This is a genomic window from Catellatospora sichuanensis (genome assembly GCF_007483665.1).
Classification (GTDB): domain Bacteria; phylum Actinomycetota; class Actinomycetes; order Mycobacteriales; family Micromonosporaceae; genus Catellatospora; species Catellatospora sichuanensis.
In genome coordinates this window covers 21,515-47,718 of the sequence record NZ_VIQO01000033.1, presented here as the reverse complement: position 1 = coordinate 47,718, position 26,204 = coordinate 21,515, and the positions used below count along the sequence as shown (strand labels likewise).

The following is a 26,204-nucleotide window of genomic DNA, read 5'->3' as shown; positions in this document are numbered from 1 at the left end:
TATCGTTCGCCAAGGGCGGCAAGATCCGTTCTTGTGGACGCTGGACGTCGCCATGGCAGCATCCAGCGCCCACGAAAACAGATCTTCAGCGTGCCGCGGCGGGTTCGCGGACGGGCGCGGTGAGTGGGGGCAGGGCCTGCCAGGTGACCGGAATGCGGCGCATGACCAGCGCCCCGTCCAGCTCGACGGAGCCGGCCGGGAACAGGCTGCGGTCGTCGTAGAACGATGAGCGGGCGTGCAGCACTTGAGCAGGCTCGACGTCCCATCGCGAGGAGACCAGGCGCAGGCCCTCGTGGACGCCGGGGCGGCGGGACGGGGAGTAGCCGTCGGCTCCGGTGCGGAAGAACCGCGAGGCCTCGTCGAGGTCGGTGAACAGGGTGCTGCCGCTGAGGTGGTCGGTGATGCGGGCGTGGACGTCGACGTACGCCTCGTCGTCGGTGGAGCGGAACGACACCCGCAGGTCGATGTCGGTCTCGGTGGCGGTGAAGACCGAGCGGTGGTGCCGACCGGGGTAGAGCCGTCCGCCGAGTGCCACGGTGGCGCGGGAGTGGCTGTCGCGGCGGGGGATGAAGACACCGGTGCGGACCCCGTCGGGGCTGTTCCACTCGACGGCGAGACGGTGCGCGCCGTTCTCGGTGGCGCGCAGGCCGGCGGCGCGAGGCAGGCCGGGCAGTCGGGTGTCGCCCAGCCGGATCAGGCAGATGCCGGCCACGGCCGCGCCACGCACCAGCTGCGGCCGGAACGGCTCGGGCAGCAGCCGGGCGACCAGGTCGGGGTCGGCGCGGTAGTTCACCAGCAGGCGACGTTGGATCTCGCTCTGTAAGCGCGGCAGCATCTCGACAGCTCCTTCGATTTTGAGCATCTGCTCAAGGAAACTGTAGGATTATTTGAGCAAATGCTCAAGTGTCATGTGCGGCGAGTTGGCCGGACGGGCGACGTGCCTCGCCGCGCGATGCCCGGGCAGGAGGTCGTCCAGGTCCAGTCAGCGCGCGTGGGTTGATACGTCGGTCATCCGAGCGTTTTTGCGAACCAGTGCCGGGCGTAGACGTCGTCGTTGAACGCGGGCACCTCGGTGAAGCCGCAGCGGGCGTACAGGGCGCGGGCCTCGACCAGATCGTCGCGGGTGTCCAGGCGCAGCAGCGACAGCCCGTGCTCGCGGGCGGCCGCCTCCACAGTCGCCAGCAGCGCCGACGCCACGCCGCGGCGGCGCGCCGCAGGACTGACCCACACCCGGGTCACCTCGCCGATGCCACCGGGCACGAATCGCAGCCCGGCGCAGCCGAGCACCGCCGTCTCCTGGCCGGCGAGCCAGAGCAGGCCGTGCGGTGGTTCGAGGGCGTCGGTGTCGGCGAGCACCTGGTCGATCTCGGTCGAACAGGCCGCACGGCCGTGGTAGCGGCCGACGATGTCGGTGAAGTAGGCGCGCAGCGCGCCGCGGGCCGCGGTGGTGTGCGGGGAGGTGAGGGCGATGGTGACGGTCGGCGGCACCCGGCCATCGTGCCCCGGCCGCGACGCCCGCGGCCAGCGCATTTCCCATCGCCCTCGGTCTCGGCCGGACTCCGTCGGCCGCCGCTGCCACGGCGGCCCGGCGGTCGCCGATCACGGCGGGCCCGGCGTGGGGCCGGACCCCCGGCCGCGTTAGGGCGCAGGTCGGGGGTCCGGGGCTGTGGGGCCGTCAGCCGGCGATGGTGGCGTGCATCTCCCAGACCATCACTTCGGCCGGCGCGCTCGCGGTGATGCGCTGGCCGCCGCTGCCGGTCAGCCGCACCGCGTCGCCCTGGGCCAGGGTGCTCGCCTGCTCCATGGTCACGGCGCCGCGCGCCACGAACAGGTGCAGGTACGGCGCGTTCGGCAGCTCGACGCTGTCGCCCGCCTCCAGGCGTGCGACGTGCAGCGCCGCGTGCCGGTTCTTGATCCGGATCGCGGAGGCACCGGCGTGCTGCTTCATGCCGGAGGCCACCGTCACCAGGCCGCCGCGCAGCAGCTCGTCGTCGATCTCGAGCTGTTCGTAGCCGGGCGTGATGCTGTCGGTGTCCGGCACCACCCACATCTGGATGAAGTGCACCGGGTCGGCGTGCTTGTCGCCCTGCAGCCGCCAGGAGTCGTTCTTCTCCGAGTGCATGATGCCGGTGCCCGCGCTCATCCGCTGGGCCAGGCCCGGGTAGATGACGCCGGAGTGGCCGGTGGAGTCCTGGTGCACCAGCGAGCCGCGCAGCACCCAGGTCACGATCTCCATGTCGCGGTGCGGGTGCGTCTCGAAGCCGAAGCCGGGCGTGACGATGTCGTCGTTGTTGACCAGCAGCAGCCCGTGGTGGGTGTTGCGCGGGTCGTAGTGGCGACCGAACGAGAACGAGTGCTTGGAGTCCAGCCAGCCGATGCGGGTCTTGGCCCGCTCGTCGGCGTACCGGACGTCGATGAGCTCGCGGCGGGGCTTGGCGGTGGAGGTCTTCACGGCCGTTGCCTTTCGATCGGGTCGTTGCTTTGTCAACGACTACAGCATACACGACATTGTTGCGTGGTCAACTATTCCCGGTAGACTGCAGGCATGGCAGAGACGCGGTGGCTGGACGATGACGAGCAGGCGACGTGGCGGGCATACCTGGAGGGCACCCGGCTGCTGATCCACGCGCTCGACCGGCAGCTCGAAACGGACTCCGGGGTCTCTTTCGCCGATTATGAGCTGCTCGTCCTCCTGTCCGAGGCACCGGGGCACCGCCTGCGCATGCGTGACCTCGCCGACGCCAGCTTCACCTCCCGCAGCGGGGTGACCCGCGCGGTGACCCGGCTCGAGGACGCGGGCTGGGTGCGCCGGGTCGAGTGCGACGACGACCGGCGCGGCATGCACGCCGAGCTCACCGAGGCGGGCGCGGCCAAGCTCGCCGAGGCCGCTCCCGGCCACGTCAGCGCGGTGCGCGCGCACATGTTCGACCACCTGAGTGAGGCCGACCGTGCGCACATCCGCGACGCGTACACGCGCATGCGGGCGCACCTGCTCGGCTGACCCCAGGCCGACACCGCGCCGCGCGCTGTCGCGGCGGGCGCGGCCCGCCGACTATCGTGTACCGATGCCCGAGGGACACACCGTACGCCGGCTCGCCGACCGGCACCGTGAACTGTTCGCGGGGGAGCCGGTCGCCGTCACCAGCCCGCAGGGCAGGTTCGCGGAAGGCGCGGCCCGGATCAGCGGCGCGGTGCTGCTCGACACCGAGGCGTACGGCAAGCACCTGCTGCACCACTACGGCGACGTCACCCTGCACGTGCACCTGGGGCTCTACGGCAAGTTCGCCGACGGCGACCTGCCCGTCCCGCTGCCGGTCGGGCAGATCCGGCTGCGGATGGCCAACACCCGGCACTGGCTCGACCTGCGCGGCCCGACCGCCTGCGAACTGCTCGACCCGCCGGAGGTCGACGCGCTGCGCGCCCGCCTGGGCGCCGACCCGCTGCGTGCCGACGCCAAGCCGGAGCAGGCGTACGAACGCATCCGGCGCAGCAACAACGCGCTGGCCGCGCTGCTGCTCGATCAGTCGATCGTGGCCGGCACCGGCCTCATCTTCGTGCTGGAGGCGCTTTTCCGGGCCGGACTCGCGCCGACCGCGCCCGGTCGCACGCTCACTCCCGACGGCTGGCGGGAGCTGTGGGCCGACCTGGTCGACCTGATGGGCAAGGCCGTGCTCAGCGGCCGGATCGACACCGTACGCCCCGAGCACGAACCCGAGGCGATGGGCCGGCCGCCGCGGGTGGACCGGCACGGCGGCGAGGTCTACGTGTACCGCCGCCCGGACCAGCCCTGCCTGGTCTGCGGCACCGTGGTCAGCCGCGGCGCGCTGGCCGGGCGCAACTCGTACTGGTGTGCCACCTGTCAGAAGGGCGCGTCGTGAAGCGATACGCGGGACTGCTGCGCGGGATCAACGTCGGCGGCAACAAGAAGATCGCCATGGCCGACCTGCGCAAACTGGTCGAGGGCCTGGGCCACGAGGACGTGAAGACGCTGCTGCAGAGCGGCAACGTGGTCTTCGGCAGCGCGTCGTCGGACCAGCAGGCGCTTGCCAAGCAGTTGGAGCGGGCCATCGAGGCCGAGCTGGGTATGTCCGTCGGCTGCCTGGTCCGTGACGGGGCCGACCTGGCCCGGATCATCGCGCACGACCCGCTCGGCAAGGTGGCCGACAACCCGTCCCGCCACTTCGTGGTGTTCCTGTCCGGCCCGGTCGACCCCGCCAAACTGGCCGAGGTCGAGGCGCTGGCCAAGCCCGGCGAGCAGGTCGCTGCGGGGGAGCGCGAGGTGCACATGTGGCTGCCCGCCGGCTCCGCCGAGACCAAACTGACCCACCTGCTCTTCCAGAAGCGCCTAGGCGTAACCGTCGCCACCGCCCGCAACTGGAACACGGTCACCAAACTCTCCACCCTGCTCTCCTGACCCGGCCGAACCGAGCCGCGGCCGGGCGGTCCGATTCGCGTCCACGCCCGCCGCTGTCATCGACGCTGGCCTATGTCATCGACAATAAGTAGATCGAATTCGATGACATAGGCCAGCGTCTACGCAAGGGCCAGCGTCTACGCAAGGGCCAGCGTCTACGCAAGGCGGGGGTGGGGCGGGTCAGCGTTGGCGGTGGGTGGCGAGGCGGGCCAGGGCGTGTAGCTGGGAGGCGGGGGCCAGGGCCAGGTCGGCGCTGTGCAGCCGGCGTAGCGCCTGGGCCAGCAGGGCGTCCGCTCGGGCGCGGGCCCAGGCGCGGGCACCTGCCGCGTCGACCAGCTCGGCGGCGTGGGTCAGCTCCGGTCCGTCGAGTGGGCCTTGGCGCTGGTAGAGCAGGCCCAGCTCGTGCCCGGCGGGGGTGCCGGAGGTGAGCGCGGCGACGACCGGCAGCGACTTCTTGCGGCTGGCCAGGTCGGAGTGCACCGGCTTGCCGGTGACCGCCGGGTCGCCCCAGATGCCGAGCAGGTCGTCGACGAACTGGAAGGCCAGCCCCATCCGGCGGCCGAACTCGGTCAGCGCCGCGACCTGCTCGGACGTTCCGCCGCCGAGCAGGGCGCCGAGGGCGCACGCCCCGCCCAGCAGCGCGGCCGTCTTCGACTCGGCCATGGACAGGCACTCGGCGAGGCGTACGTCGTCGCGCTCCTCGAACTCCAGGTCCGCGCTCTGCCCGTCGAGCAGCTCCTGGACCGCGGTGTTGAGCAGGCGGCCCGCCTCGGGCACGGCCGGGTGCCCGCATCCGGCGAGCACGTCGAAGCCCAGGGCGAGCAGCGCGTCACCGGCCAGGATGGCGGGGGCCTGCCCGAACACCGTCCACGCGGTGGGCCGGTGCCGCCGGGTGACGTCGCCGTCCATGATGTCGTCGTGCAGCAGCGAGAAGTTGTGGATCAACTCCACCGCGACCGCCGCGGGCACCGCGTGGGCGGCGTCGCCGCCCACCGACTCGGCCGCCACGAGTGCCAGCGCCGGGCGGATCGCCTTGCCGGCGTCCCCGGTGGCGGGCGTGCCGTCGGCGTCCCACCAGCCGAAGTGATACCCCGAAATGCGGCGCATCGAGGGCCGCAGCGTGCCGACCGCGGTTCTTAACGCGGGGTCGACGAGGGTGCGGCTCCACGCCAGCACGTCCCGTGCGGACTGACCGCGTGCCATCTCCACAGTGCTCATGGTGGTACCACCTCTCCCGAAGGGCTAACGACAAGACGCCGGGCACCCTGTCCAACGTGCGCACACGCCGGCAAGGTGCCCGGCGGCGGAATCAGTGGCCGAGTTCCACGTTCTCCAGCACCCCGAGCGCGTCGGGGACCAGCACCGCGGCGGAGTAGTAGGCGCTGACCAGGTACGACAGGATCGCCTTGTCGTTGATGCCCATGAAGCGCACCGACAGGCTCGGCTGGTACTCGTCGGGCAGGCCGGTCTGGTGCAGGCCGATGACGCCCTGCTCCTGCTCGCCGAGACGCATCACGAGGATCGAGGTGGTCCGGGTCGGGCTCACCGGGATCTTGTTGCAGGGCAGCAGCGGCACGCCGCGCCAGGCGGGCACCGTGCTCCCGTTGATCTCCACGCCCTGCGGGTAGATGCCCCGGCGGGTGCACTCGCGGCCGAAGGCGGCGATGGCCTGCGGGTGGGCGAGGAACAGGTGCGAGCTGCGCCGCCGGCTGAGCAGCTCGTCCAGGTCGTCGGGGGTCGGCGGCCCGGTGCGGGTGTGTATCCGCTGTTTGAGGTCGGCGTTGTGGAGCAGCCCGAACTCCCGGTGGTTGATCAGCTCGTGCTCCTGGCGTTCCTTGAGCGCCTCGATGGTGAGCCGCAACTGCTGCTCGATCTGGTTCATCGGCTCGTTGTAGAGGTCGGCGACCCGGGTGTGCACCTGGAGCACGGTCTGCGCGACGCTGAGCTCGTACTCCCGGGGGGTCAGCTCGTAGTCGACGAACGTGCCGGGCAGCTGCGCCTCGCCGATGTGGCCCGCCGAGATCTCGATCGCGGCCTCGCCGTGTTTGTTCTGCGGCGGTACCGGGTTGGCCTGGTGGCGCCGGACGTGGTCGCGCAGCTGCTCGGACTGCCCGACGACCTCGTCGAACGCGCCACGGCTCAGCGACATCACGATGCAGCTGGTCACCGCCTTGACGGTGACGTCCCAGGTGCTGCCGAGCTTGACCAGCGACTGGTCGCCGAAGTACTCCCCGTCGGCCAGTACGCCGAGCACGATCCGGTCGCCGTACTTGCCGGTGCCCAGCTTGTTGACCTTGCCGTGGGCGATCAGGTGCACCTTGTCGGCTGGCTGGCCGGCCTCCACGATCACGTCGCCGGGCGCGTACTCGGCCTGCGTGAAGCGGTCGGCCAGCGCGCCGAGCACGCCGAGGTCCTCGAAGTCGCGCAGCAGCGGCAGCTCGCACAGCTCCGGTGGCACCACCTTGACCTGCGCGCCGATCGTGGTGAAGCTGACCCGTCCGTCGCCGACCGCGTAGCTCAGCCGCCGGTTGACCCGGTACGTGCCGCCCTTGACCTGCACCCACGGCAGCATGCGCAGCAGCCACCGGGACGAGATCTCCTGCATCTGCGGCGCCGACTTCGTCGTCGTCGCCAGATTGCGGGCCGCCGCCGTGGCCAGACTCGACCGTGCCTGTCCACTCTCGACTTCCGCGGAGGAATCCACAGACACCACCATCACCCACCTCTGGTAGTACGAACCGGCGGGAGTCTTCCCGCCGGTGTGTCCGGTTCGCACTAATTCTTAGTGTTCAAGTGGTATGAACGAAAGGTCTGGAAGTGGTGATCGTCCTCTGTTAGGGTGCGGCCGCCCCCGGACAAGACCAAGGCTCCGTCCTCGCCGGGTGAGCGGCGTGAACGGAGCCTTGATCGGTGCCCGGCTACAGCGTCAGCGGGGTCCAGGTCAGCCCGTCGGGGGAATGCTCGTAGGGCCCGTCGGACCCCTTCGGCCCGGCGCCCCGCAGGTAGCGGCCGCCGGCCCGCTGCCAGAGCGGCGCGTCGCCCACCCGGCCCAACCTGGCCTCGGACGGCATGGCCCGGTAGACGGCGCCCGTCATCGGCTCGTACACCAGCAGGGTGCCGTCGAAGCAGACCACCGCACCCAGCCCGGCGTCTCCGCCCGGGTCCGGTGGCAGGTCCCGGCTGATGTCCGCCCAGTGCGCGCCGTCGTCGGTGCTGCGCCACACCCGGCGCTTCGGGAACGTCTCCACGACATACACGATCCGGCCGTACTCCAGGTGCGGACCCTGGCCCGCGCCCGGCCCCGCGGCGTCGCCGGGCAGCGGCACGTCCCGCCAGGTGCGGCCCCGGTCCCGGCTGACCCACAACCAGGTCCTGGTGTCGTCGCCGCCGTACACCCAGGCGCTGCCGTCGTCGCCGCGCAGCACGTTCGTCCACATCGAGGTCAGCGGCTTGGTCAGAGGCGGGGTGGCGAGCAGCGCCGAGGTGCCGTCCGGGCGGAGCACCACGATGTCGATGGGCCGCCCGGTGTTCGACCGGACCTCGGCGAGCCCGCCGTCGGGGATCTCCGCCACCGTGCCCTGCGGCTCCACGCGCGGACTGGTCCAGGTCCGGCCGCCGTCGGCGGTGAACCTGCGCCGGGTGCCGTCGAACGCGTCCAGCGCGACCTTGGTGGCGCCGAGCACGCGCAGGTGGACCTGCCCTGCGCGCTGCTCCTCGGGAAACGTCTCGCCCGGCACGGGGTGCCGCTGCCAGGTCGCGCCGCCGTCCGCGCTCGCCGCGAGGTAGAGCTGGCACAGGTTCGCCGAGCACGACCGGGCCAGGGCGAATCCATGGTCGGCGTCGGCGAAGCGGACGTCCGGCGGCAGGGTCAGCCACACCTCGCCGACGGGCGGCGGGGACGGAACCGCCGGTGGTGCGGAAGCCGAGGGCCGCAACGCGGAGATCGTTCCGGCCAGCGTGGCCAGCACCGTGACCGCGCACAACGCCGCGACCGCGGTGACCCGGCGGCGGTGGCGCAGGCCGTGCACCGCGGTGACGACCGCGGCTGCCGAAGGAGCGGGCAGCTCCGACCGCCGGTTCAGTTCCTCGCGCAGGAGTCGCTCAACGTCGTGCATACGGACCGCCCTCCACCTGGTCGCCGTCGAGCTGCCGGCGCAGCGCCGCCAGGCCGCGGTGGCGCAGCGAGCGCACCGTGGCCGGGCGGCGGTCCAGCATCAGGGCGATCTCCTCATCGGACAGATCGTCGAGAAAACCGAGCACCAGCACCGCCCGCTGGGCCCGCGGCAGCGCGTCCAGCGCGCGGCGCAGCTGATCACGCACATCGACCGGGCCGTACGCGTCAGGGCCGGGCCAGTCGTCCTCCAGCGGCACGCTGGCCGGCCGCCTGCGGCGGATCCGCCACGCGCTCAGGTACGTGTTGAGCATCGTCGTGCGCGCATACGCCAGCGGACTGCCGTCGCGGTGCACCCGCCGCCACGCTCCGGCGACCTTGACCAGGGTGTCCTGGATCAGGTCCTCACCGGCCGCGCGCTCGCCGGTCAGGGCGTACGCGTACCGGCCGAGCGCGGGCAGGGCGGCATGGACGAAGTCGTCGAACGAATGATCCGGCACCAGTCGCCACCTCCACCCGGTATCTACGCCGGGCGGAGGCGCTCTGTTGCACTGTCACGCCATCGTTCTCAGCCGGTCTTGAGCCAATCCTGCACCGACTCCATCGAATCGAAGTACGCGGTCGGGAACGTCGCCGGGCCCTCGGGCGCCGGCTCGGCCTCCGCGGCCTCGGCGGGCCGCATCAGGTACGCGAGTTTGGCCACCCCGGCGCGGTTGTAGCAGGGGATGACGTTCTGGTCGCACCAGCTGTCGAAGTCGGCGTCCGGCCGGTGGTGCAGGTGGCGGGCGTCGACCACGACGTAGCGGGTGGGCAGCTGCTCGGCGGTCTGCGCGAAGCGGGCCATCAGCGCCTTGAACTCGGCGTCACTGATGTGGTCGGTCGCCGGGGACCAGGTCAGCTCCAGCAGGCCGCGGCCGTCGTCGCGGCTGATGGTGCCGTATTCGTCATGGTAGATCGAGTTCGACATGGCGCTCCCTCCTCGGCCCGCGGGCGGCCACGGCCTCGCTGAGCCCGTGCTCCCCACCGCTGACCTCGATCACCTGTCCGGTGACGCCGCCGGACGCGTCGGACGACAGCCAGGCCACGGCCGCAGCGACCTCGTCCACGGTCACCGGCCGGCCCAGGGCGTTCTCGTAGTACATCGGGCCGCTCGACAGCCGGGTGGCCCGCACGTGGTTGACCCGTACGCCGGACGGGCCGTACTCGGTGGCCATGCTGCGGGCCAGGGCTTCCAGCGCGCCGGCCACCGCGCCGAGCGCGCCGGTGTGCGGGCGGCCGCTGCTGCCGTTGGTCGACGCGACCGTGATGATCGAGCCGCGCCCGGCCGGGACCATCACCCGGGCGGCCTCCCGCGCGGTCAGGAACTGCGCGCCGATCACCTCGCCGAGGGCCTCGGCGAGCACGGTGGGATCCAGGTCGCGGTAGGGCACGCCGACTCCGGCGGCGTGCGCGGGCAGCTCGAAGCCGTTGAAGCACACGTCGAGCGGGCCCTTCGCGGCGACGGCGGTGACGTATTCGCGTACATGGTGCGGGTCGCTGGGGTCGACGGTGGCCGGATGCGCCTCGCCGCCATCGGCGTGGATCTTCTCCGCGAGTGCCTCGACGGCCTCGGTGTCCAGGCCGCTGACCCACACCTGTGCGCCCTGCTTGCCCAGGTGGCGGGCCACCGTTTCGGCGAGCCGCTCGTCGGCGGCGAACACCAGGGCGCGTTTGCCGGAGAGCATCATCCTCATCCCCTCACGGGCGGGTCGGGAAGGAGCGTCACCGCACGCCTCCTCACCGGAATCGTGCCACGTCAGGTGCCCTCGGCACGCCCGAATGCGGGCAGTCCGGCGGTCATCCGGCGGTGAGCTCGACCCCGGCCTCGGTGGTCTGCACGAAGAAGGTCAGCGACTCCTGGAAGTACAGCTGCACCTCCGACGCGTCGTGGGACAGGTAGCCGATCGACAGGTCCTGGCCCAGGTGCAACTCGTAGTCGCCGCCGCGGGTCGACAGCAGCAGCCCGCCGGTCAGGGCTGGCGCCCAGATGATGTGGCTCTCCTTGCCCAGCACCCGGGACAGGTGCTCGCGGATCGGGTAGCCGTGGTCGGTCGTCTCCGCCACCGCGGTGTACGCATCGGCGCTGAGCAGCAGCGTGTACGGCCCCGCGACCCCGGCCAGGCGCAGCTCGGTCATGGCCTGCGCGACCGCATCGGGGTAGGCGGCGGCGTCGCCGGGCAGGGCTATCGGCGGGTTGGACGCCGCCAGCCGGATGCCGACCACGCCCGCCTCGGCGAAGCCGTCGAAGACCATGCCGTCCTCGGCGAAGGCGATCTGCTTGGCGGCGTCCTTGACCGGCTGCCAGTCCGGGTCCTTGGCCCCGCGGGCGACGTCGTCGACCGCCTGCCGGCTCACCGTGAACGGCGCCCGGAACTCGACCAGCGGGCGGGCCTCCCGCACCCTCGCCTGGACCGCCCCGCCGGAGTCGGCGGCCGAGTGCAGGTGACCGGTGCCGACGGCGGCCTGGTCCAGGCCCGCCGGGCCGATCACGTCGACGACCCGGCGGGCCGCCACGTGCCGGGTGAAGGTGCGGCGTGCTTCGGCCTCCAGGTTCTCCCACGCCTCGTCCGAGATGGGGGCGAGTTCGCGATGCAGGTTGTTCATGCCCGGCTCTCCTTCAAGCTGCCGATACCCAGCGAAGAGTCGCCGGGCCCGATCTCCGCCGATACCGGCGTCGCCGTCGCGCCCGTCGTGACGGCCAGGGCGCCCGGCGCACCCACCGGCCCGAGTTCCACCGGCGCGGCCGCCACCGGCTCTGCCTGCGCCGGTTCGGCCGTCGGTACGGCGCCGGACCCGGCCGGCGGCGGCAGGTCGTCGAGCAGGTCCGCCGACGGCACGAAGAACAGGCTGCCCGACACCGCGGTGGAGAAGTCGAGGATGCGGTCGGTGGTGCCGGGCGGCTTGCCGACGAACATGTTCTCCAGCATCAGTTCGGTGATCTCGGGCCGGCCCGCGTACCCGATGAAGTAGGTGCCGAACTCGCCCTCGCCGGCCGAGCCGAACGGCATGTTGTCGCGCACGATCTTATGCTCGGTGCCGTCGGCGTCGGTGATCGTGTTCAGGGTCAGGTGCGAGTCGGCGGGCTTGGCCTCGTCGGGGAACTCGATGTCGTCCAGCTTGGTCCGGCCGATCACCCGCTCCTGCTCGGCCACCGAGATCGCGTTCCAGGCGGCCATGTCGTGCAGGTACTTCTGCACGATCACGTAGCTGCCGCCGAGGAAATCGGGATCCTCGTCGCCGATCAAGGCCGCCGCGGCGGCCGCGTTGCCGGTCGGGTTCTCCGTGCCGTCGACGAACCCGAGCAGGTCGCGCTCGTCGAAGTACTTGAAGCCGTGCGTTTCGTCGACCACGTCGACCCGGCCGGCCAGCCGGGCCATGAACTGCTTGGCCAGCTCGAAACACAGGTCCATCCGGCGGGCCCGCAGGTGGAACAGGAGGTCGCCGGGAGTGGCGACGGCGACGTGCCGCGGGCCGGCGATCTCGCGGAACGGGTGCAGGCCGGCCGGGCGCGGGTCGCCGAACAGCCGGTCCCACAGCAGCGAGCCGATGCCGACCACGCACTGGAGTTGGCCGTCCGGCACCCGGAACCCGACGGCCCGCGCCAGGCTCGACACGTCGCCGAGCACGTCCCGGACATCGTCCTCGGCCCCGTCGCGCACGGTCACGATCAGGAAGACGGCGGCCTCGGTGATTCCTGTCAGCACCGGCTGCGACTCGACGCTGCGCACACGACCTCCCGATCAGGACAGTCAGGCGAGGTTGCCTCGTCCGATCACCGGCCGGGCGTCGTTCTCGTGCGCGTCGCCCGCACCGTCGCGCGGCGGCCGGATGCCTTCTCACCGGAATCGTGCCATGTCGCCTGCTGTCGTACCCCCGGAATGCAGGCCCTGGCCTGGGCGCCGGTCACCCGGCACGGCATTGCGGCTTCTTTTCAAGTCGGTGAATGTCCCGTAGGCTCGGGCGCGGGAGCGCTCCCAACGGCGAGACCGGGCACCGCCGGGCGTTTCCGGCCGCGGCCGCAGTGCCGCTGCCGCGAGCGCCTGCGCCCCCTGCCTCACCGCCCCCACGCCGCGGCCGCCGATCAGGGCCGCGGGCGCGGGCGGACCGTGACGGCGGGACCGGTCCCCACCCTGTCCCGCCCCGTCTCCACCCCTCCAGACGGGAAAAGGATCATGAAGCTCCTACGCCTGGCCGTGCCCGCGGTCCTGGTGGCCGCCACCCTCGCGGTGGCCCCGCCCGCGATCGCCGCCGACTTCCCCTACCAGGACCCGGCCCTGCCCGTGGCCACCCGCGTCGCCGACCTGCTGTCGCGGCTGACGCTGGACGAGAAGCTGGGCCAGATGACCCAGGCCGAGCGGGCCTCGGTCACCAGCAGCGAGATCACCCAGTACCGGCTCGGCTCGCTGCTGTCCGGCGGCGGCTCCGCGCCCGCGTCCAACAACGCCGCCTCGTGGGCGGACATGACCGACGGCTTCCAGAACGCCGCGCTGGCCACACCCCTGAAGATCCCGCTGCTGTACGGCGCCGACGCCGTGCACGGCCACAACAACGTGGTCGGCGCGACGATCTTCCCGCACAACATCGGCCTCGGCGCGACCCGCGATCCGGCGCTGGCCCAGAACATCGGCCGGGCGGTCGCCGAGGAGGTCACCGCCACCGGCGTCGACTGGAACTTCGCGCCCTGCCTGTGCGTGGCCCGCAACGACCGCTGGGGCCGCACCTACGAGTCCTTCGGTGAGAAGCCGGACCTGGTCGGCTCGATGGCGACCATCGTCACCGGGCTGCAGGGCACCGCCCTGGGCGGCCCGGCCTCCGTGCTCGCGACCGCCAAGCACTACCTCGGCGACGGCGGCACCGCCAACGGTACCGACCAGGGCAACACCCAGCTGTCCGAAGCGGAGCTGCGCGCGATCCACCTGCCGCCGTTCCAGGCCGCGATCCAGCGCGGCGTCGGCTCGGTCATGATCTCCTACAGCAGCTGGAATGGCGCCAAGCTGCACGGCAACCAGTTCCTCATCACCACCGTGCTCAAGGGCGAGCTGGGCTTCTCCGGCATCGTCGTGTCCGACTGGAACGGCATCGACCAGATCGACGGCGCCACCGGCATGAGCGCCACCGACGTGCGCAGCGCGGTCAACGCGGGCATCGACATGGTGATGGTGCCCACCGCCTGGAAGAGCTTCATCGACCTGCTCCGTACCGAGGTCAACGCGGGCCGGGTCAGCAACGCGCGCGTCGACGACGCGGTGCGCCGCATCCTGACCAAGAAGTTCGAACTGGGCCTGTTCGAGCGGCCGCTGGCCGACCGCTCCTACCTGTCGTCGGTCGGCGGCACCGCGCACCGCGCCCTGGCCCGCCAGGCCGTCGCCAAGTCGCAGGTCGTGCTGAAGAACAGCGGCAACGTGCTGCCGATCCCGGCCGCCGGCGGCAAGATCTTCGTCGCGGGCCGGCACGCCGACAACATCGGCCTGCAGAGCGGCGGCTGGACCGTCTCCTGGCAGGGCGCGTCCGGCAACACCACCCCCGGCACCACGATCCTGCAGGGCATCCGCAACACCGTCGGCTCCGGCACGACCGTCACCTACAACAGCAACGGCAGCGGCATCGACGGCTCCTACCGGGTGGCGATCGCGGTCGTCGGCGAGCAGCCGTACGCCGAAGGCCAGGGCGACCGCCCCAACAGCATGGGCCTGGACAGCACCGACCTCAACACCCTCACCACGCTGCGCAACTCCGGCGTGCCGGTGGTGGTCGTGCTCGTCTCCGGCCGCCCGCTGGACATCGCGGCGCAGCTGCCGAACTGGAACGCGCTGGTCGCCGCCTGGCTGCCCGGCACCGAAGGGCAGGGCGTCGCCGACGTGCTGTTCGGCGCCGTCCAGCCGACCGGCAAGCTGCCGGTGACCTGGATGAGCAGCGCGAGCCAGCAGCCGATCAACGACGGCGACGGCAAGACCCCGCTGTTCGCGTACGGCTTCGGCCTGACCTACGGCGGCACCCCGGTCGACACGACCCCGCCGTCCACACCCGGCACCCCGACCGCGTCCAACGTGACCGCCTCCGGCGCCTCGCTCTCCTGGGCGGCGTCCACCGACAACGTCGCCGTGACCGGGTACGACGTGGTGCGGGTGCAGGGCTCGACGGAGACCGTCGTGTCGTCGCCGGTCGGCAGCACCGCGTCGCTGACGGGGCTGACCTCCTCGACGGCGTACACCTTCGCGGTCTACGCCAAGGACGCCGCAGGCAACCGCTCGGCACGTTCGGGCACGGTCGCGGTGACCACCGCCGCGGGCGGCGACACCCAGGCCCCGACCACCCCGTCGAACCTGGCCGCCACCACCGTGACCAGCTCCGGGGCCGCCCTCGCCTGGACCGGGTCCACCGACAACGTCGCCGTCACCGGGTACGAGGTCTTCCAGGCCCCCGGCAGCAGCGGCGGTTCGTTCACGCAGGTCGGCACGGCCACCGGCACCACCTTCTCGCCCACCGGCCTGTCCCCGTCGAGCACGTACCGGTTCTACGTCCGGGCCCGTGACGCGGCGGGCAACGTCTCCGGCAACTCCAACACCGTCACCGTCACCACGACCGGCGGCGGCACCGGCGCGAGCTGCCGGGTCACCTGGACCCCGAACAGCTGGGGCAACGGCTTCACCGCCAACGTCACCATCGTCAACACCGGCTCGACCACCGTCAACGGCTGGACCCTGACCTGGACCTTCACCGGCAACCAGCAGGTCACCAGCGCCTGGAACGCCACCGTCACCCAGTCCGGCTCCACTGTCACGGCCCGCGACGGCGGCTGGAACGCCACCATCGCCCCGACCGCCAACGCCCAGTTCGGCCTCCAGGGCACCTACTCGGGCTCGAACCCCAACCCGACCAACTTCGCCCTCAACGCCACCCCCTGCACCTGAGCGAAGGAAGGGCACCTTCTTATCGCTCCGCGATGTAGAAGGTGCCCTTCCCAACGGCTTGTTGCCCGTGGCCAGGCGGGAGGCGGGTTCGGGCTCGTGCCCGGCATGCGCCGTCCTAGGCGATCATCGGCTCGTCAACGTCGCCGAGATCGCTGACCGGGCGGGTGACGCTCGTCGCCCGCCGCCGCGTGCAGTCCGGCCAGCAGTCACCCCGGCCGCTCGCCGGCCGCCTGGTGTGGCCGCTGGGCCAGGGCGAGGGCCAGCATCCGGCGCAGTCCGACGATCGCCGCCGCGGCCAGGATCGCCGTCCATGTGGTGGCCAGCGACAGCGTGAGCAGTCCCGCCGCGAGCCAGAAGTCCAGCGCCACCGACAGGGCCACGCGACCGGAGCGGCACCGCCCGAACACCAGCGCCCCGGCGACGAAACCCGCCGCCACGCAGAGCTGCGCCGCTCCGCGTACCAAATCGTCGGGCAGCAGGGTCACGGCGTGCCCCGCGCCGTGCCGCCGGGGCCGGGCGCGGTCATCTCGCTGAGGCCGCGCAGTTCGGTACGCGCCTCCTGGATCTCCTTGTTGAGGAAGTAGTTCAGTGCGGTACGGATGGTGGCGATGGCCGCGAGTTCGGCGATCTCCCGCAGGGTCGGCGCGACGGCGGTGCGCAGGATGTCACCCGCCAGCTGGAACTCCAGACCGAGCGTGAGGAAGCGGCCGAGGCCCAGCCGGATCGGCACGAAGCCGGCGGTATGTCGCCCGCGGATCGCCGCACCCACGAACTGCGTGAACGCGATCGCCGCCCCGACGAAGATGACCACGGCACCGGCCGCCTCGACCAGCATGACGAGCAGGTCGACCAGATTGGCCAGCGAGGCCTGGCCCCACGGGTGCTCCATGTCGGTGACCGCCCCCACCGGCGTCGCCGGTCCCTTGTGCCCTCACGGTACGCCGCATCGCGGGACGGGAACGCCGGAACGGGACATCCGCCGCAGTCGGTCAGCGGGGCGGCAGGACCTGGATCGTCTCGGTGCCCTCCCGCAGCGCGCGGCCGACGGTGCAGTGGTTCTCGTGCACCCGGTGCGCGACCGACTCGAAGACCTCGGCGGCCTTGTCGTCGCCGGGCGGCAGCTCGATCTCGTACGTCGTCGTGATCGGCCCGAGCTTCGTCGGCGCGACCTTCTCCGCGTCGACGCGTACCGCCAGCTTGACCAGGCGGTGGCCGCGCTTGGCGGTCAGCGGCTCGATAGTGACGATCTCGCACCCGCCCAGGGCCACCAGCAGCAGCTCGACCGGAGAGAAGACGCCGTCCTGATCGGAGCTGCCGACGGCGACGGAGGCCCCGCGCTCGTTGGTGGCGATGAAACCGTCGTCAGTGCGTTCGACCCTTACCGTTGCCATGATCGCCATGCTACCGGCGTGTCCGCGGCCTGGGCGTGGTTGGCCGCGGTGCGCTGCGACACCGACCCGAGCAGGCCCCGTCAGGGATAGATCTTCCTGCCCTCGGCGAGCATGGCGACGTACTGCGCGACCCGCCTGGCACGGGTCTCCGGCCGCTTGGCCTCCTGGATCCGGTACAGGACGGCGTACCGGTTCTGCCGGTCGACGGTCTCGAAGAACCGTGCCGCGTCCGGGTTCGCGGCGAGCGCCTGGGCGAGGTCGTCGGGCACCTCGGCCGTCGTCATGCTGTCGTAGGCCGCCTCCCAGCGCCCGTCGGCCTGCGCACGCTCGATCTCGGCGAGGCCCGCGGGCCGCATCCGGCCCTGCTCGATCAGCGACGCCACCCGGTTGCGATTGATCTTCGACCAGCGGCTGCGGGCCCGGCGCGGGGTGAACTTCTGCAGCCAGTACACCTCGTCGACGCCGGCCTTCGGGCCGTCGATCCAGCCGTGGCACAGGGCCACGTCGAGTGCCTGGGAGTAGTCGACCGACGGCACGCCGGAGGCCTTCTTCGCCAGCTTGAGCCACACGCCGGCGCTGCCGGCGGGCTGGGCGGCGAGCCACTGGTCGAAGGCGTCGGCGTCGGTGAAGGTCAGCGTCGGGGCGTCGGCGGCCATCGGCCCAGTCAAGCACAACGGTCGGGTGCCGCTGCCGGGCCTCGGGGCGTGACGGGTTAGGCGGTGTACCGGTGCACGTGGATGTCGCCGGTCGGGGTGGTCCAGCCGAAGACGGCGCCGGTGCGCCGCCAGCCGGTGCGTTCGTAGAGGGCGATGGCGGCGTCCTGGCCGGTCGGGACCTGGAGTCAGGACAGGGTGTTGATGTCGCGGTTGGTGAGGATGCGTTTCGGGGCGCCGGAGAGGCCGACGTGGATCATGGCGCGGCCGAGCTGGTCGGTGGTGGTGGCCAGGCCGGGGATCCGTGCGAGGAGGGGATGGAGGGGACCGGTGATTTTGTAGAGGGTGCGGTACCAGCCGGTCTTGGAGGTGATGCCGTGGCGGGGCTGGATGAAGCCGGGGCGGAACATGTACGCGTCCAGCGGCATCGCGAGCAGGGCGTTCTCGGTACGGCCCTTGACCCGGGCCCACATCATGCGGCCGTGCCCGGTGGAGTCGGTGCCGCTGCCGGAGATGTAGGCGAAGCGTGTGCCGGGGGAGACCTCGGCCAGGACCCCCGCGGCGGCCATGGTGAGGTCGTAGGTGATCCGGGTGTAGGCGGCCTCGGTCATGCCCGCGGCGGACACGCCCAGGCAGAAGAAGCAGGCGTCGTAGCCGGCCAGGTCGGCGGCGACGGGGGACAGGTCGTGGAGGTCGTCGCGGACGATCTCGGTCAGCTTGGGGTGGCTGCGGCCGGTGGCGGTGCGGCCCACCACCAGTACCCGCGCCACCCGGTCGTCGAGCAGGCACTCACGCAGGACGCCCTGGCCGACCATGCCGGTCGCCCCGAAAACGATCACCTTCATGCCGGTCCCGGCCTCTTCGGTCACGTCCGCGAGGTTAGCGCGCCCGGTGATGTGTGAGACGAACACGCGTCGGGTATAGCGACCCCATGCTCAGCGAGATCAGTGCAGAGCTCCTGGAGACGATGAAGCGTGCGGCCAGCGTGCTGCGCCGCGCCGAGGTGCCCTTCGCACTGGCGGGCGGGTTCGCGGTCTACGCCCGCGGCGGCACCTCCAGCGAGCATGACGTGGACTTCGTCATCCGTGAGGAGGACGTCGAGCGAACGCTGGAGGCGTATGCGGAGGAGGGCTTCCGCACCGAGCGCCCCCCTGAGGACTGGCTGGTGAAGGTGTACGACGAGGACCGGCTGGTGGATCTGATCTTCCGGCCGGTGCAGCGTCAGGTGACCGAGGAGGTCCTGGCGGAGAGCTCGATCGTGCCGGTCGGCGCGCTGCACATCCCCGTGCTGTCGGCGACCATGCTGATGGAGCACAAGCTGCTGACCTTCTCCCAGCACCACTGCGACTACTCCCGTGCGCTGCCGCTGGCCCGGTCGCTGCGCGAGCAGATCGACTGGGACCAGGTCCGGCGCGACACGGCCCACTCGGTGTACGCCGAGGCCTGCCTCTACCTGCTCAGCCTGCTGGAGATCATCCCGCCGGCCAGCGAGGGCGGGGCGCACGAGAGACCGCCGCAGGAGCAAGCCCAGAACGGGCAGGCCTCGGTGCCTGCCGGAGCGGACAGGACGGGGGCATGGTGAGCGAGCCGAAGGTCGTTGACGAGTACTCCGACGCCGAGGTGCATCGCATCCTGACCGAGGACGGCACGATCTGCGAGCAGGGCATCGAGGTGATCCGCCGGGACGGGGCGGTGCTGCTGCGCGGCCAGGTCGAGACCGTGCACCGCCGGGACGCGATCGGCGATCGGGTGGCGGCGATGTTCCCGGACAAGCACGTGCACAACGACATCGTGGTGACCGCGGTCGCGGATCCGTCCGAACCAGAGGTGATCACGTGATACGCGTGGCGGCGGTCGGTGACGTGCACATGGACGTCGACGTGCTCGGCCGGTACCGCCCATCCCTGGAGCAGCTGGGCGAGCGCGCCGACGTGCTGCTGCTGGCCGGTGACCTGACCCGGCACGGCACCGTCAACGAGGCCGAGTGCGTGTCCCGCGAGTTCGGCGACCTGCCGGTGCCGGTGGTGGCCGTGCTGGGCAACCACGACTACCACAGCGACCAGCAGCACGAGGTCACCAAGGTGCTGGCCGCGGGCGGCATCACCGTGCTGGAGGGCGAGGGCATCACCATCAGCTGCCGCGACGTGAAGTTCGGCGTGGCCGGGATCAAGGGCTTCGGCGGCGGCTTCGCAGGGCGCTGCGCCAGCATGTTCGGCGAGCAGGAGATCAAGGACTTCGTGCGGACGACCGAACGCGCCGCGACCCGCCTGCAGGCCGCCCTGCTGTCGCTGGACGCGGACGTACTGGTGGCGCTGACGCATTACGCGCCGGTGCCGGACACGCTGCTGGGCGAGCCGCTGGAGATCTACCCGTTCCTGGGTTCGTACCTGCTGGGCCAGGCGATCGACTCCGCGCCCACGGCGCTGGCCGTGCACGGGCACGCGCACGCGGGCGTGGAGCGCGGCGTCACCCCGGGCGGGGTGCGCGTGCGCAACGTGGCGCACCCGGTGATCCGCCAGGCGTACAGCGTCTACCAGCTGGATGCGGCCTCACCGGCGAGAACACCCGTTTCGCAGGGTGCCGGGCGGGGTATCGACTCGCTGTCGCACGACGTCTGACGTCAGGAGATCATGATGTTCCTCCGTACCCGGAACAACGACAATGTCGCCACGGCCACGTGGAACGAGTTCCTGCACGGGCTGGGCAGCACTCGAGACGTGGCAGCCGAGCGGGCGAAGGAGAAGGCGGGGAGCGTGCGCGAGGCGCTGTCCGACACCGGCTCCGAGGCACGGCACCGTGCCTCGCTGGCCCTCGACGCGCTCGCGGGCCGGCCGGCCCCGGTGCGCTGGGGCTGGGTGGTGGCCGCCGCCGGGCTTGGCGCGCTGGCCGGCTTCGCCGTGGCGGAGCTGATGCGCGGACACCCGGTGGACGAGGCGGTCGCCTCGCTGCGCCGCCAGCTCAGCCACCACAAGGAGCAGGTGGAGGAGCACGTCGGCTGACACGCCGAACCGCCGGAACCGGGGCGGGTGCGGTGGCGCCGATGCTATTTTGCTGACGCCCCCCGTGCCTGCCGCACCGTTTCCGACGCCTTTCGGGGGATCGCGATGAAGACCGAGTATCGATTGTTCCTCGGGGTGGCCGCGTTCCTGTTCGTGACCGCCGTCGTGTACTGGTTCTGGAGCGGGGCGGCGCTGCCGCAGTACGACTGGATCGGCACCACCGCGCTGACGCTCAGCGGCCTGCTGTGCCTGATGTGCGGGGGCTACTTCTGGTTCGTCTCGCGCCGCATCGACCTGCGCCCGGAGGACCGCGGCGACGCCGAGATCGCCGAAGGGGCGGGCGAGGTCGGCTTCTTCAGCCCCGGCAGCTACTGGCCGTTCGGCATCGCGCTCGCGGCCCTGGTCGTCTCGCTGGGGCTGGTGTTCTGGATGTGGTGGCTGATCGCTGTCGGGATCATCGCGACGATCGTGGCGGCGTCGGCGCTGCTGTTCGAGTACTACACGGGCACTCGGCGCACAGCCGAGCACTGACGTCCCGGACGCGCGACAATCGAGGTGTGACGCAGTCGCGCCGGTGGAGCGCGGAGCGGAGGCGGGGGCCATGGGATTCGACGAGAAGATCCACAACATGTCGCAGCGGGTGGTCGGCAAGGCCGAGGAGGTGGCCGGCAAGGTCACCCACAACCAGCGCTGGGAGCAGGAGGGCCGAGCCCGGGTCGCCGCGGTCGACGAGGACGAGGCCCGGCAGCGGGCCAAGGATGTCGCCAAGGCGCAGGAGGCCACGGGGCACATCAGCCACGACGAGCGGCTGCGTCTGGAGCGCCGCGACGGGGCCTAGCAATCCACCAGCGGTGATGCGCAGCGGGGGTGTCCGGCGACACCTTAATACAGGCCTGTAACAGCGCCGACAAACCGCAGCCTTAACGTGGTCTCAGACGTTGTATCAAGGTCAGGTCGCCTAGACGCGGCAGAGCAGCCGCTCGGCGTACCGACCACGTCCCACGACGACACGACGCGAGGGTGACCATGGAGGACGGGCGGCTCAGCGCTCTGGACATGTCGTTTCTGTGCCTGGAGAACACCGCCTCGCCCATGCATCTGGGCGCGGTCGCGGTGTTCCACCCGGCCGACCCCGTACGCCCCGACGAGCTCGTCGCCCTGCTGGTCGAGCGGGCGGGCCGGGTGCCCCGGATGCGCCGCAAGGTCGGCCCCACCGTGCTCGGCGGCGCGGCGTGGAGCGAGGATCCGGTCTTCAACGCGCGCAACCACGTCTTCCACCACAGGCTGGAGGACGGCGGCCGGGACGACCTGGCCGCACTGGTCTCCGACCTGATGACCGCCCCCCTGGACCGCAACCGCCCGCTGTGGCAGCTGCACCTGGTCAGCGGGCTGGCGGGTGGCCGATTCGCGCTGCTGGCCAAGATGCACCACGCGCTGTGCGACGGGCAGGGCGCGGTCGGGATCGGACTCGGCCTGCTCGACGGCGGGGACCTGCTCCTCGCCGAGCGGCCGGCGGCCCGCCCGAGCGCGCCGTCGCCGCTGTCGGCGCTGGCCCGCCAGGGCGCCGATCTGATCAGCCGGCCCGAGCACGTCGTCGGCGACGTCATCGGCCGGGCCGGCACGATGTTCGACATCGCCTCGGCGATCGTGGGCCGGATGCGCGCCCCCGCGCCGACGCCGCTGCTGGCGGCCCCGTCGGGCACCCGGCGGGCCGCGTTCGTCAGCCTGGAGACCCGCGAGCTGCAGCGCATCCGCCGCAAGCACGGCGGCACGTTCAACGACCTGCTGCTCGCGGTGGTCGCCGGGGCGCTGCGGCACTGGCTGATCGGACACGACCGGCCGGTCGACGTGCTGCGCGCGCTGATCCCGGCGAGCCAGCGGGTGCGCTCGGGCGGCAGCGACGACGCCAACCAGCTCTCGGCGTACCTGTTGGATCTCCCGGTCGGCGAGCCCGCCGCGGCCCGCCGGCTCGCCCTGGTCCGCGAGGCCATGGACCGCAACAAGGCGGCCGGTCCGCGCCGGGGCGCGGGCGCGATCCCGGTGCTCGCGGGCATGCTCCCGTCGGCCCTCAACCGCCTCGCCGCCCCGTTCGCCGCGCACGCCGCGCCGCTGCTGTTCGACATCGTGGTGACCAGCGTGCCGTTGCCGCCGCTGCCACTGCACCTGGGCGGCGCACAGCTGGAAGAGCTGTACCCGATCGCCCCGCTGGCCAGCGGCCACGCCCTGGCGATCGGCCTGTCCCGCTACCGCGACGGCGTCCACATCGGCCTGTACGCCGACGGCGCCGCCCTGCCCGACATGGAGAAGCTCACCGAAGCCCTCCCGATCGCCCTGGCCGAACTCGACGCCTGAAGGCAAGGACGGGCGCCTTCTCAACGCTCCGCGTGGTAGCAGGTGCCCTTCCTGCCATCACTGTGTCGGAAGCGCGGGATGGCGAGGGTCTTGTCCGACCCGTGCACCGGGTCGCGACCGTAGGCCCGGGCGGCGGAGCCGGACGATGTCCGTCCGTCACAGATCCTTGGTGCGCTCCACCATCGCGTCGGGGGTGAGCAGCACGGGCGGCTTACCGCGGCCGCGGGCCGGCCAGGCGTAGTACTGCCCGTCGGCGAGGTAGAGGTCGAGCTGGCGCCCGATGTTGCGGTCGCTGAGGTCGACGTTGACGGAGTAGACCACGTGCGGCTGGTCGTCCATGACGATCGCAAGGCGCTTGCCGCCGTCGTAGTCGGCCACCGTGCAGTGGTGACCGTTGTACTCGAAGCGCCGGTTGATCAGACGATCGGACGACATCGGGTCCTCCGTTCTCCCCAGTTGATGTTCATACGGCCACGTCAGGGTAAGCCGAAACGGCAGCGATGCCAACAGGCTCCGCGAACCGGGCGCGATCCTCACGACCCGTACGCACCACCGCATCTCACCATGTCCGCGGACGCGGTGGGTACCCAGGGGACTCATCCGTGGTCGACACGCGTGTCGTTCACCTTCGGTGATCCCCGATATCACCGTCAACCCTGTCATAGGTATGAAAAAGTGATGTTCATGCCATTCATTGCACGTGTCCGACCGGAGGTGGCGTGATGTTCGTCTTTCCTGCGCAGATCCGCGACCTGGCGATCCTGATCGCCCGGCTCGGCATCGGCATCGTCTTCTTCGCCCACGGCTGGCAGAAGCTGTTCACCATCGGCATCGGCCCCACCGCGGCCGGTTTCAAGGCGATAGGTGTGCCGCTGCCTACCCTGTCCGCCTGGTTCGCCGGGCTCGTCGAGTTCATCGGCGGGGCGATGCTGATCGTCGGCCTGGCCGTGCCGATCGCGGGCGTGCTGCTCTTCCTCGACATGCTCGGCGCGTTCTTCACCGTGCACGTCGGCCACGGCCTGTTCGTCAGCTCCGGCGGCGCCGAACTCGTCATCGCCCTCGGCGTAGGCAGCCTCCTGCTCGCCGCCGTGGGTGCCGGCCTCTACAGCGTCGACCACGCCATCGCCGCCAACCGCGCCCCCACCACCACCCCCCACGGCCCAACAAACCTTCCCTGACCCCGCTGCCCGGTTCGCGCAAGATCGAGACGATCTTGCGCGAACTGTTGCGTATATGACCGGTTCGCGCGTGTCGTCCCCACCGTTCACGCAAGATCGTCGGGGGTGGGGGCTGGTACGGTGCCGGGGTGGGTGAGGGTGACGGGCAGGTTGTGGTGGTTTATACCGACGGGGCGTGTTCGGGGAATCCGGGGCCCGGCGGGTGGGGGGCGATCCTGCGGTACGGGGGGCACGAGCGGGAGATGTGCGGGGGTGACCCTGGGCCGACGACGAACAACCGGATGGAGCTGACCGCGGCGATCTCGGCGCTGGAGGCGCTGACGCGGCCGGTCAGCGTGCAGCTGCACACCGACAGCACGTACGTGCGCGACGGCATCACCAAGTGGATGCACGGGTGGCGGCGCAACGGCTGGCTGACCTCGGATCGCAAGCCGGTCAAGAACGCCGACCTGTGGCAGCGGCTGGCCGAGGCGGTGGCGCGGCACACCGTCGAGTGGCGCTGGGTGCGGGGGCACGCCGGCGACCCCGGCAACGAGCGCGCCGACGCGCTTGCCAACAAGGGCATGTCCGAGGCGCGCGCGGCGGCCCGCTGACCGGCCTCAGACCACCAGGCTGGCGTATCCCGGGTAGTTGACCACGAAGCCGTCCTTGTCGACGGTCAGGTCGGCGGTGAAGCTGCCCGAGGAGTAGCGGATGGTGTCCGCGCCGATCACCGTGTACGTCTGCTCCACCGGGATGACCTGCAACGACGGCACCCGGATCCAGGCCATCGGCACGGTGTGCGTGGTGCCCGGCTCCGCTCCGAGCAGCCCCAGCCGCCGGATCGGCAGCGTGTTGGTCAGCGCGGTGGCCTCCAGGTCCACGTCGAGCACCCCGGCCAGCCGGCCCGGGTCGACGATGCCGGGCAGCTGTACGGACCCGAACTTGCCCTGCTCGCTGGTGGTGACGCGCCACGAGTTGCCCGAGCGTTCCAGCCGCACCTCGCGCTGCCAGCCGGCGCCCTCGGACTCGACGGTCACGGTGTCGGTGGCGAAACCGTCCACCGTGGTCAGCTGGTAGCGGCAGGCGTGCGGCACCGGTTCGGCGGCGACCACCTGGCCGTGGGCTAGCAGTTTCTCGGGGCGCAGATCGACGAGGGCGATGTCGGTGCCGACCTCGACCATCCGGTCCCACAGCAGGGCGCGCGGCAACGGGCTCATGCCCTGAGGTTAGTGACGCCGCGGCGCTCGTGGGGCGGAATCCCTCGTTCGCGTCCACAGTGCTCGGCCCGCGAAGAATTCCGCCAGGTAATCTTCACGGTCCTGAATGTTTCTGACAGCATGTGCGCACCCACCCCACACCCCCGTGATGGAGCCCACATGGTGTTCCCGCTCCGCGCCGCCATCCCCCTGCTGGCGGCGCTCTCGTTCGTCCTGCTCGGCACGCCCGCGCACGCCGCCGCCCCGGCGTACACCGCCCTCGGCGACTCCTACGCCTCCGGCACCGGCACCCGCGAGTACTTCGACACGACCTGCCAGCGCTCGAACAGCGCCTACCCGGTGCTCGACGCCGCCCGGCTCGGCGCCACCCTCACCTTCGCCGCCTGTGCCGGGGCGAAGATCCCCGCCATCCTCAACGGACAGCTGGGCAGTCTCAACGCCGACACCCGCTACGTCACGGTGAGCGCGGGCGGCAACGACATCGGCTGGTCCGCGGTGATCGTGCAGTGCGCCAAGCCCTGGCCGTACACCTGCTGGGGCGACATCGACAAGGCCGAGACCTACATCCGCAACACCCTGCCCGGCCAGCTCGACCAGCTGTACACCCGCATCCGCACGCTGGCCCCGAACGCGACCGTGGTCGTGGTCGGCTATCCGCGGCTGTTCAACGGGGAGGAGTGCAACGCCATCGCCCGCATCTCGCCCGGCGAGCAGGCCGAACTGAACGCCGCCGCCGACCTGCTGGCCACCACCATCAAGGCGCGCGCCGCGGCCCGCGGTTTCGGCTTCGTCGACGCGCGCGGGCCGTTCACCGGTCACGCGGTCTGCGATGACGTGGAATGGCTCAACGGCACGTCCTGGCCGACGGGAGAGTCCTACCACCCGAACAAGGCCGGGCACGTCGGGTACGCGGGCGTGGTGGAGGCCGCGCTGCGCGCCTGACGTTCATCGAAGTGT

The 26,204-nt window shown here is 71.5% G+C and carries 32 protein-coding genes; 14 read left to right on the top strand and 18 right to left on the bottom strand.

Annotation, left to right across the window (positions count from 1 at the left end; all coding sequences use genetic code 11):
* Window positions 1–85: 85 nt before the first annotated feature.
* From FLL47_RS36075 to FLL47_RS36065, 3 genes are all read right to left on the bottom strand, one after another.
* Window positions 86–835 carry a DUF2071 domain-containing protein gene (locus tag FLL47_RS36075; protein ID WP_144127148.1) on the bottom strand — a complete coding sequence of 250 codons (750 nt, stop codon included), beginning with the start codon at window positions 833–835 and terminating at the stop codon, window positions 86–88.
* Between the two features lie 173 nt (window positions 836–1,008).
* Window positions 1,009–1,488, bottom strand: a complete 480-nt coding sequence (locus tag FLL47_RS36070; protein WP_246159112.1) for a GNAT family N-acetyltransferase — start codon at window positions 1,486–1,488, stop codon at window positions 1,009–1,011.
* Window positions 1,489–1,675: 187 nt separating this feature from the next.
* A complete protein-coding gene (locus FLL47_RS36065) occupies window positions 1,676–2,452 on the bottom strand; it encodes a pirin family protein (protein ID WP_144127146.1) in 777 nt (258 codons plus the stop codon).
* A 93-nt stretch (window positions 2,453–2,545) separates the two neighbouring features.
* On the opposite strand from FLL47_RS36065, the gene FLL47_RS36060 reads away from it, so the two are divergent.
* The 3 genes from FLL47_RS36060 to FLL47_RS36050 all read left to right on the top strand — a co-directional run bounded on the left by FLL47_RS36060 (window position 2,546) and on the right by FLL47_RS36050 (window position 4,414).
* Window positions 2,546–3,001: a MarR family winged helix-turn-helix transcriptional regulator gene (locus FLL47_RS36060; RefSeq protein WP_144127145.1), complete on the top strand. Its 456-nt coding sequence runs from the start codon at window positions 2,546–2,548 to the stop codon at window positions 2,999–3,001.
* A 64-nt stretch (window positions 3,002–3,065) separates the two neighbouring features.
* Window positions 3,066–3,878, top strand: coding sequence for an Fpg/Nei family DNA glycosylase (locus FLL47_RS36055; RefSeq protein WP_144127144.1), 813 nt, complete (start codon window positions 3,066–3,068; stop codon window positions 3,876–3,878).
* Entirely contained in the window at window positions 3,875–4,414 is a 540-nt protein-coding gene (locus tag FLL47_RS36050) for a DUF1697 domain-containing protein (protein ID WP_186316118.1), read from the top strand. Before FLL47_RS36055 ends, FLL47_RS36050 begins: the two co-directional genes overlap by 4 nt.
* Window positions 4,415–4,594: 180 nt before the next feature.
* On the opposite strand, the gene FLL47_RS36045 is transcribed toward FLL47_RS36050, so the two are convergent.
* The 8 genes from FLL47_RS36045 to FLL47_RS36010 form a co-directional block, all read right to left on the bottom strand.
* Window positions 4,595–5,632 carry a family 2 encapsulin nanocompartment cargo protein polyprenyl transferase gene (locus FLL47_RS36045; protein ID WP_144127142.1) on the bottom strand — a complete coding sequence of 346 codons (1,038 nt, stop codon included), beginning with the start codon at window positions 5,630–5,632 and terminating at the stop codon, window positions 4,595–4,597.
* Window positions 5,633–5,723: 91 nt separating this feature from the next.
* Entirely contained in the window at window positions 5,724–7,118 is a 1,395-nt protein-coding gene (locus FLL47_RS36040) for a family 2B encapsulin nanocompartment shell protein (protein ID WP_425457795.1), read from the bottom strand.
* Between the two features lie 214 nt (window positions 7,119–7,332).
* Window positions 7,333–8,529: a sialidase family protein gene (locus FLL47_RS36035; RefSeq protein WP_144127140.1), complete on the bottom strand. Its 1,197-nt coding sequence runs from the start codon at window positions 8,527–8,529 to the stop codon at window positions 7,333–7,335.
* Window positions 8,516–9,025, bottom strand: coding sequence for a SigE family RNA polymerase sigma factor (locus FLL47_RS36030; RefSeq protein ID WP_246159110.1), 510 nt, complete (start codon window positions 9,023–9,025; stop codon window positions 8,516–8,518). Before FLL47_RS36030 ends, FLL47_RS36035 begins: the two co-directional genes overlap by 14 nt.
* Before the next feature lie 68 nt (window positions 9,026–9,093).
* Window positions 9,094–9,492, bottom strand: coding sequence for a hypothetical protein (locus tag FLL47_RS36025; RefSeq protein ID WP_144127138.1), 399 nt, complete (start codon window positions 9,490–9,492; stop codon window positions 9,094–9,096).
* On the bottom strand, window positions 9,470–10,252 hold the full coding sequence (locus FLL47_RS36020) for an SDR family NAD(P)-dependent oxidoreductase (protein WP_186316117.1): 783 nt from the start codon (window positions 10,250–10,252) through the stop codon (window positions 9,470–9,472). The genes FLL47_RS36025 and FLL47_RS36020 overlap by 23 nt, the downstream gene beginning before the upstream one ends.
* A gap of 109 nt (window positions 10,253–10,361) precedes the next feature.
* On the bottom strand, window positions 10,362–11,168 hold the full coding sequence (locus FLL47_RS36015; RefSeq protein WP_144127136.1) for a family 1 encapsulin nanocompartment shell protein: 807 nt from the start codon (window positions 11,166–11,168) through the stop codon (window positions 10,362–10,364).
* Window positions 11,165–12,292: a Dyp-type peroxidase gene (locus FLL47_RS36010; protein ID WP_144127135.1), complete on the bottom strand. Its 1,128-nt coding sequence runs from the start codon at window positions 12,290–12,292 to the stop codon at window positions 11,165–11,167. Before FLL47_RS36010 ends, FLL47_RS36015 begins: the two co-directional genes overlap by 4 nt.
* Before the next feature lie 444 nt (window positions 12,293–12,736).
* Here FLL47_RS36010 and FLL47_RS36005 point away from each other — a divergent pair, with 444 nt between their 5' ends.
* Window positions 12,737–15,475, top strand: coding sequence for a glycoside hydrolase family 3 N-terminal domain-containing protein (locus tag FLL47_RS36005; protein WP_144127134.1), 2,739 nt, complete (start codon window positions 12,737–12,739; stop codon window positions 15,473–15,475).
* Between the two features lie 206 nt (window positions 15,476–15,681).
* On the opposite strand, the gene FLL47_RS36000 is transcribed toward FLL47_RS36005, so the two are convergent.
* The 5 genes from FLL47_RS36000 to FLL47_RS35980 form a co-directional block, all read right to left on the bottom strand.
* Window positions 15,682–15,960: a DUF1622 domain-containing protein gene (locus FLL47_RS36000; RefSeq protein WP_144127133.1), complete on the bottom strand. Its 279-nt coding sequence runs from the start codon at window positions 15,958–15,960 to the stop codon at window positions 15,682–15,684.
* Window positions 15,957–16,364 carry a DUF1622 domain-containing protein gene (locus tag FLL47_RS35995; protein WP_144127132.1) on the bottom strand — a complete coding sequence of 136 codons (408 nt, stop codon included), beginning with the start codon at window positions 16,362–16,364 and terminating at the stop codon, window positions 15,957–15,959. The genes FLL47_RS36000 and FLL47_RS35995 overlap by 4 nt, the downstream gene beginning before the upstream one ends.
* 100 nt (window positions 16,365–16,464) lie before the next feature.
* The gene (locus FLL47_RS35990; RefSeq protein WP_144127131.1) at window positions 16,465–16,866 is read right to left on the bottom strand and encodes an OsmC family protein; all 402 of its coding nucleotides are present in this window, start codon (window positions 16,864–16,866) and stop codon (window positions 16,465–16,467) included.
* A gap of 80 nt (window positions 16,867–16,946) precedes the next feature.
* On the bottom strand, window positions 16,947–17,522 hold the full coding sequence (locus FLL47_RS35985) for a YdeI/OmpD-associated family protein (RefSeq protein ID WP_144127130.1): 576 nt from the start codon (window positions 17,520–17,522) through the stop codon (window positions 16,947–16,949).
* Between the two features lie 185 nt (window positions 17,523–17,707).
* On the bottom strand, window positions 17,708–18,388 hold the full coding sequence (locus FLL47_RS35980; protein ID WP_246159108.1) for an NAD(P)H-binding protein: 681 nt from the start codon (window positions 18,386–18,388) through the stop codon (window positions 17,708–17,710).
* 62 nt (window positions 18,389–18,450) lie between these two features.
* Between FLL47_RS35980 and FLL47_RS35975 the strand changes: the two genes are divergently transcribed.
* The 7 genes from FLL47_RS35975 (at window position 18,451) to FLL47_RS35945 (ending at window position 22,870) form a co-directional block, all read left to right on the top strand.
* A complete protein-coding gene (locus FLL47_RS35975) occupies window positions 18,451–19,101 on the top strand; it encodes a nucleotidyltransferase family protein (protein ID WP_246159105.1) in 651 nt (216 codons plus the stop codon).
* Window positions 19,095–19,358, top strand: coding sequence for a BON domain-containing protein (locus tag FLL47_RS35970; protein WP_144127129.1), 264 nt, complete (start codon window positions 19,095–19,097; stop codon window positions 19,356–19,358). Before FLL47_RS35975 ends, FLL47_RS35970 begins: the two co-directional genes overlap by 7 nt.
* Window positions 19,355–20,137 carry a metallophosphoesterase family protein gene (locus FLL47_RS35965; protein WP_144127128.1) on the top strand — a complete coding sequence of 261 codons (783 nt, stop codon included), beginning with the start codon at window positions 19,355–19,357 and terminating at the stop codon, window positions 20,135–20,137. The genes FLL47_RS35970 and FLL47_RS35965 overlap by 4 nt, the downstream gene beginning before the upstream one ends.
* A gap of 15 nt (window positions 20,138–20,152) precedes the next feature.
* Window positions 20,153–20,518 carry a hypothetical protein gene (locus tag FLL47_RS35960; RefSeq protein ID WP_144127127.1) on the top strand — a complete coding sequence of 122 codons (366 nt, stop codon included), beginning with the start codon at window positions 20,153–20,155 and terminating at the stop codon, window positions 20,516–20,518.
* A 105-nt stretch (window positions 20,519–20,623) separates the two neighbouring features.
* Complete coding sequence (locus tag FLL47_RS35955) at window positions 20,624–21,049, top strand: cytochrome c oxidase subunit 4 (RefSeq protein ID WP_144127126.1); 426 nt, start codon at window positions 20,624–20,626, stop codon at window positions 21,047–21,049.
* A gap of 70 nt (window positions 21,050–21,119) precedes the next feature.
* Window positions 21,120–21,356: a CsbD family protein gene (locus FLL47_RS43325; RefSeq protein WP_186316116.1), complete on the top strand. Its 237-nt coding sequence runs from the start codon at window positions 21,120–21,122 to the stop codon at window positions 21,354–21,356.
* A gap of 188 nt (window positions 21,357–21,544) precedes the next feature.
* Window positions 21,545–22,870 carry a wax ester/triacylglycerol synthase family O-acyltransferase gene (locus tag FLL47_RS35945; RefSeq protein ID WP_144127244.1) on the top strand — a complete coding sequence of 442 codons (1,326 nt, stop codon included), beginning with the start codon at window positions 21,545–21,547 and terminating at the stop codon, window positions 22,868–22,870.
* 156 nt (window positions 22,871–23,026) lie between these two features.
* Here FLL47_RS35945 and FLL47_RS35940 read toward each other — a convergent pair whose 3' ends face one another.
* Entirely contained in the window at window positions 23,027–23,305 is a 279-nt protein-coding gene (locus FLL47_RS35940; protein WP_144127125.1) for a hypothetical protein, read from the bottom strand.
* A gap of 287 nt (window positions 23,306–23,592) precedes the next feature.
* On the opposite strand from FLL47_RS35940, the gene FLL47_RS35935 reads away from it, so the two are divergent.
* Both FLL47_RS35935 and rnhA read left to right on the top strand, forming a co-directional pair.
* Window positions 23,593–24,048 carry a DoxX family protein gene (locus tag FLL47_RS35935; protein ID WP_144127124.1) on the top strand — a complete coding sequence of 152 codons (456 nt, stop codon included), beginning with the start codon at window positions 23,593–23,595 and terminating at the stop codon, window positions 24,046–24,048.
* A 128-nt stretch (window positions 24,049–24,176) separates the two neighbouring features.
* Complete coding sequence (gene rnhA, locus FLL47_RS35930) at window positions 24,177–24,641, top strand: ribonuclease HI (protein WP_144127123.1); 465 nt, start codon at window positions 24,177–24,179, stop codon at window positions 24,639–24,641.
* Window positions 24,642–24,647: 6 nt separating this feature from the next.
* Here rnhA and FLL47_RS35925 read toward each other — a convergent pair whose 3' ends face one another.
* The gene (locus FLL47_RS35925; protein WP_186316115.1) at window positions 24,648–25,247 is read right to left on the bottom strand and encodes a putative glycolipid-binding domain-containing protein; all 600 of its coding nucleotides are present in this window, start codon (window positions 25,245–25,247) and stop codon (window positions 24,648–24,650) included.
* A 159-nt stretch (window positions 25,248–25,406) separates the two neighbouring features.
* Here FLL47_RS35925 and FLL47_RS35920 point away from each other — a divergent pair, with 159 nt between their 5' ends.
* Window positions 25,407–26,189, top strand: coding sequence for an SGNH/GDSL hydrolase family protein (locus FLL47_RS35920; RefSeq protein ID WP_144127122.1), 783 nt, complete (start codon window positions 25,407–25,409; stop codon window positions 26,187–26,189).
* The last annotated feature ends 15 nt before the right edge of the window (window positions 26,190–26,204 follow it).

Excerpts from the sequence above, each read along its gene's own strand:
- FLL47_RS35925 (WP_186316115.1), bottom strand. The coding sequence starts at position 25,247 with ATGAGCCCGTTGCCGCGCGCCCTGCTGTGGGACCGGATGGTCGAGGTC.
- FLL47_RS35960 (WP_144127127.1), top strand. The coding sequence starts at position 20,153 with ATGTTCCTCCGTACCCGGAACAACGACAATGTCGCCACGGCCACGTGG.
- FLL47_RS35940 (WP_144127125.1), bottom strand. The coding sequence starts at position 23,305 with ATGTCGTCCGATCGTCTGATCAACCGGCGCTTCGAGTACAACGGTCAC.
- FLL47_RS35945 (WP_144127244.1), top strand. The coding sequence starts at position 21,545 with ATGGAGGACGGGCGGCTCAGCGCTCTGGACATGTCGTTTCTGTGCCTG.
- FLL47_RS35920 (WP_144127122.1), top strand. The coding sequence starts at position 25,407 with ATGGTGTTCCCGCTCCGCGCCGCCATCCCCCTGCTGGCGGCGCTCTCG.
- FLL47_RS35975 (WP_246159105.1), top strand. The coding sequence starts at position 18,451 with ATGCTCAGCGAGATCAGTGCAGAGCTCCTGGAGACGATGAAGCGTGCG.
- FLL47_RS35955 (WP_144127126.1), top strand. The coding sequence starts at position 20,624 with ATGAAGACCGAGTATCGATTGTTCCTCGGGGTGGCCGCGTTCCTGTTC.
- FLL47_RS36045 (WP_144127142.1), bottom strand. The coding sequence starts at position 5,632 with ATGAGCACTGTGGAGATGGCACGCGGTCAGTCCGCACGGGACGTGCTG.
- FLL47_RS36015 (WP_144127136.1), bottom strand. The coding sequence starts at position 11,168 with ATGAACAACCTGCATCGCGAACTCGCCCCCATCTCGGACGAGGCGTGG.
- FLL47_RS36020 (WP_186316117.1), bottom strand. The coding sequence starts at position 10,252 with ATGATGCTCTCCGGCAAACGCGCCCTGGTGTTCGCCGCCGACGAGCGG.
- FLL47_RS36005 (WP_144127134.1), top strand. The coding sequence starts at position 12,737 with ATGAAGCTCCTACGCCTGGCCGTGCCCGCGGTCCTGGTGGCCGCCACC.
- FLL47_RS36035 (WP_144127140.1), bottom strand. The coding sequence starts at position 8,529 with ATGCACGACGTTGAGCGACTCCTGCGCGAGGAACTGAACCGGCGGTCG.
- FLL47_RS35970 (WP_144127129.1), top strand. The coding sequence starts at position 19,095 with ATGGTGAGCGAGCCGAAGGTCGTTGACGAGTACTCCGACGCCGAGGTG.
- FLL47_RS36075 (WP_144127148.1), bottom strand. The coding sequence starts at position 835 with ATGCTGCCGCGCTTACAGAGCGAGATCCAACGTCGCCTGCTGGTGAAC.
- FLL47_RS35935 (WP_144127124.1), top strand. The coding sequence starts at position 23,593 with ATGTTCGTCTTTCCTGCGCAGATCCGCGACCTGGCGATCCTGATCGCC.
- FLL47_RS43325 (WP_186316116.1), top strand. The coding sequence starts at position 21,120 with ATGGGATTCGACGAGAAGATCCACAACATGTCGCAGCGGGTGGTCGGC.
- FLL47_RS35995 (WP_144127132.1), bottom strand. The coding sequence starts at position 16,364 with ATGGAGCACCCGTGGGGCCAGGCCTCGCTGGCCAATCTGGTCGACCTG.
- FLL47_RS35990 (WP_144127131.1), bottom strand. The coding sequence starts at position 16,866 with ATGGCAACGGTAAGGGTCGAACGCACTGACGACGGTTTCATCGCCACC.
- FLL47_RS36060 (WP_144127145.1), top strand. The coding sequence starts at position 2,546 with ATGGCAGAGACGCGGTGGCTGGACGATGACGAGCAGGCGACGTGGCGG.
- FLL47_RS36055 (WP_144127144.1), top strand. The coding sequence starts at position 3,066 with ATGCCCGAGGGACACACCGTACGCCGGCTCGCCGACCGGCACCGTGAA.
- FLL47_RS36025 (WP_144127138.1), bottom strand. The coding sequence starts at position 9,492 with ATGTCGAACTCGATCTACCATGACGAATACGGCACCATCAGCCGCGAC.
- FLL47_RS35985 (WP_144127130.1), bottom strand. The coding sequence starts at position 17,522 with ATGGCCGCCGACGCCCCGACGCTGACCTTCACCGACGCCGACGCCTTC.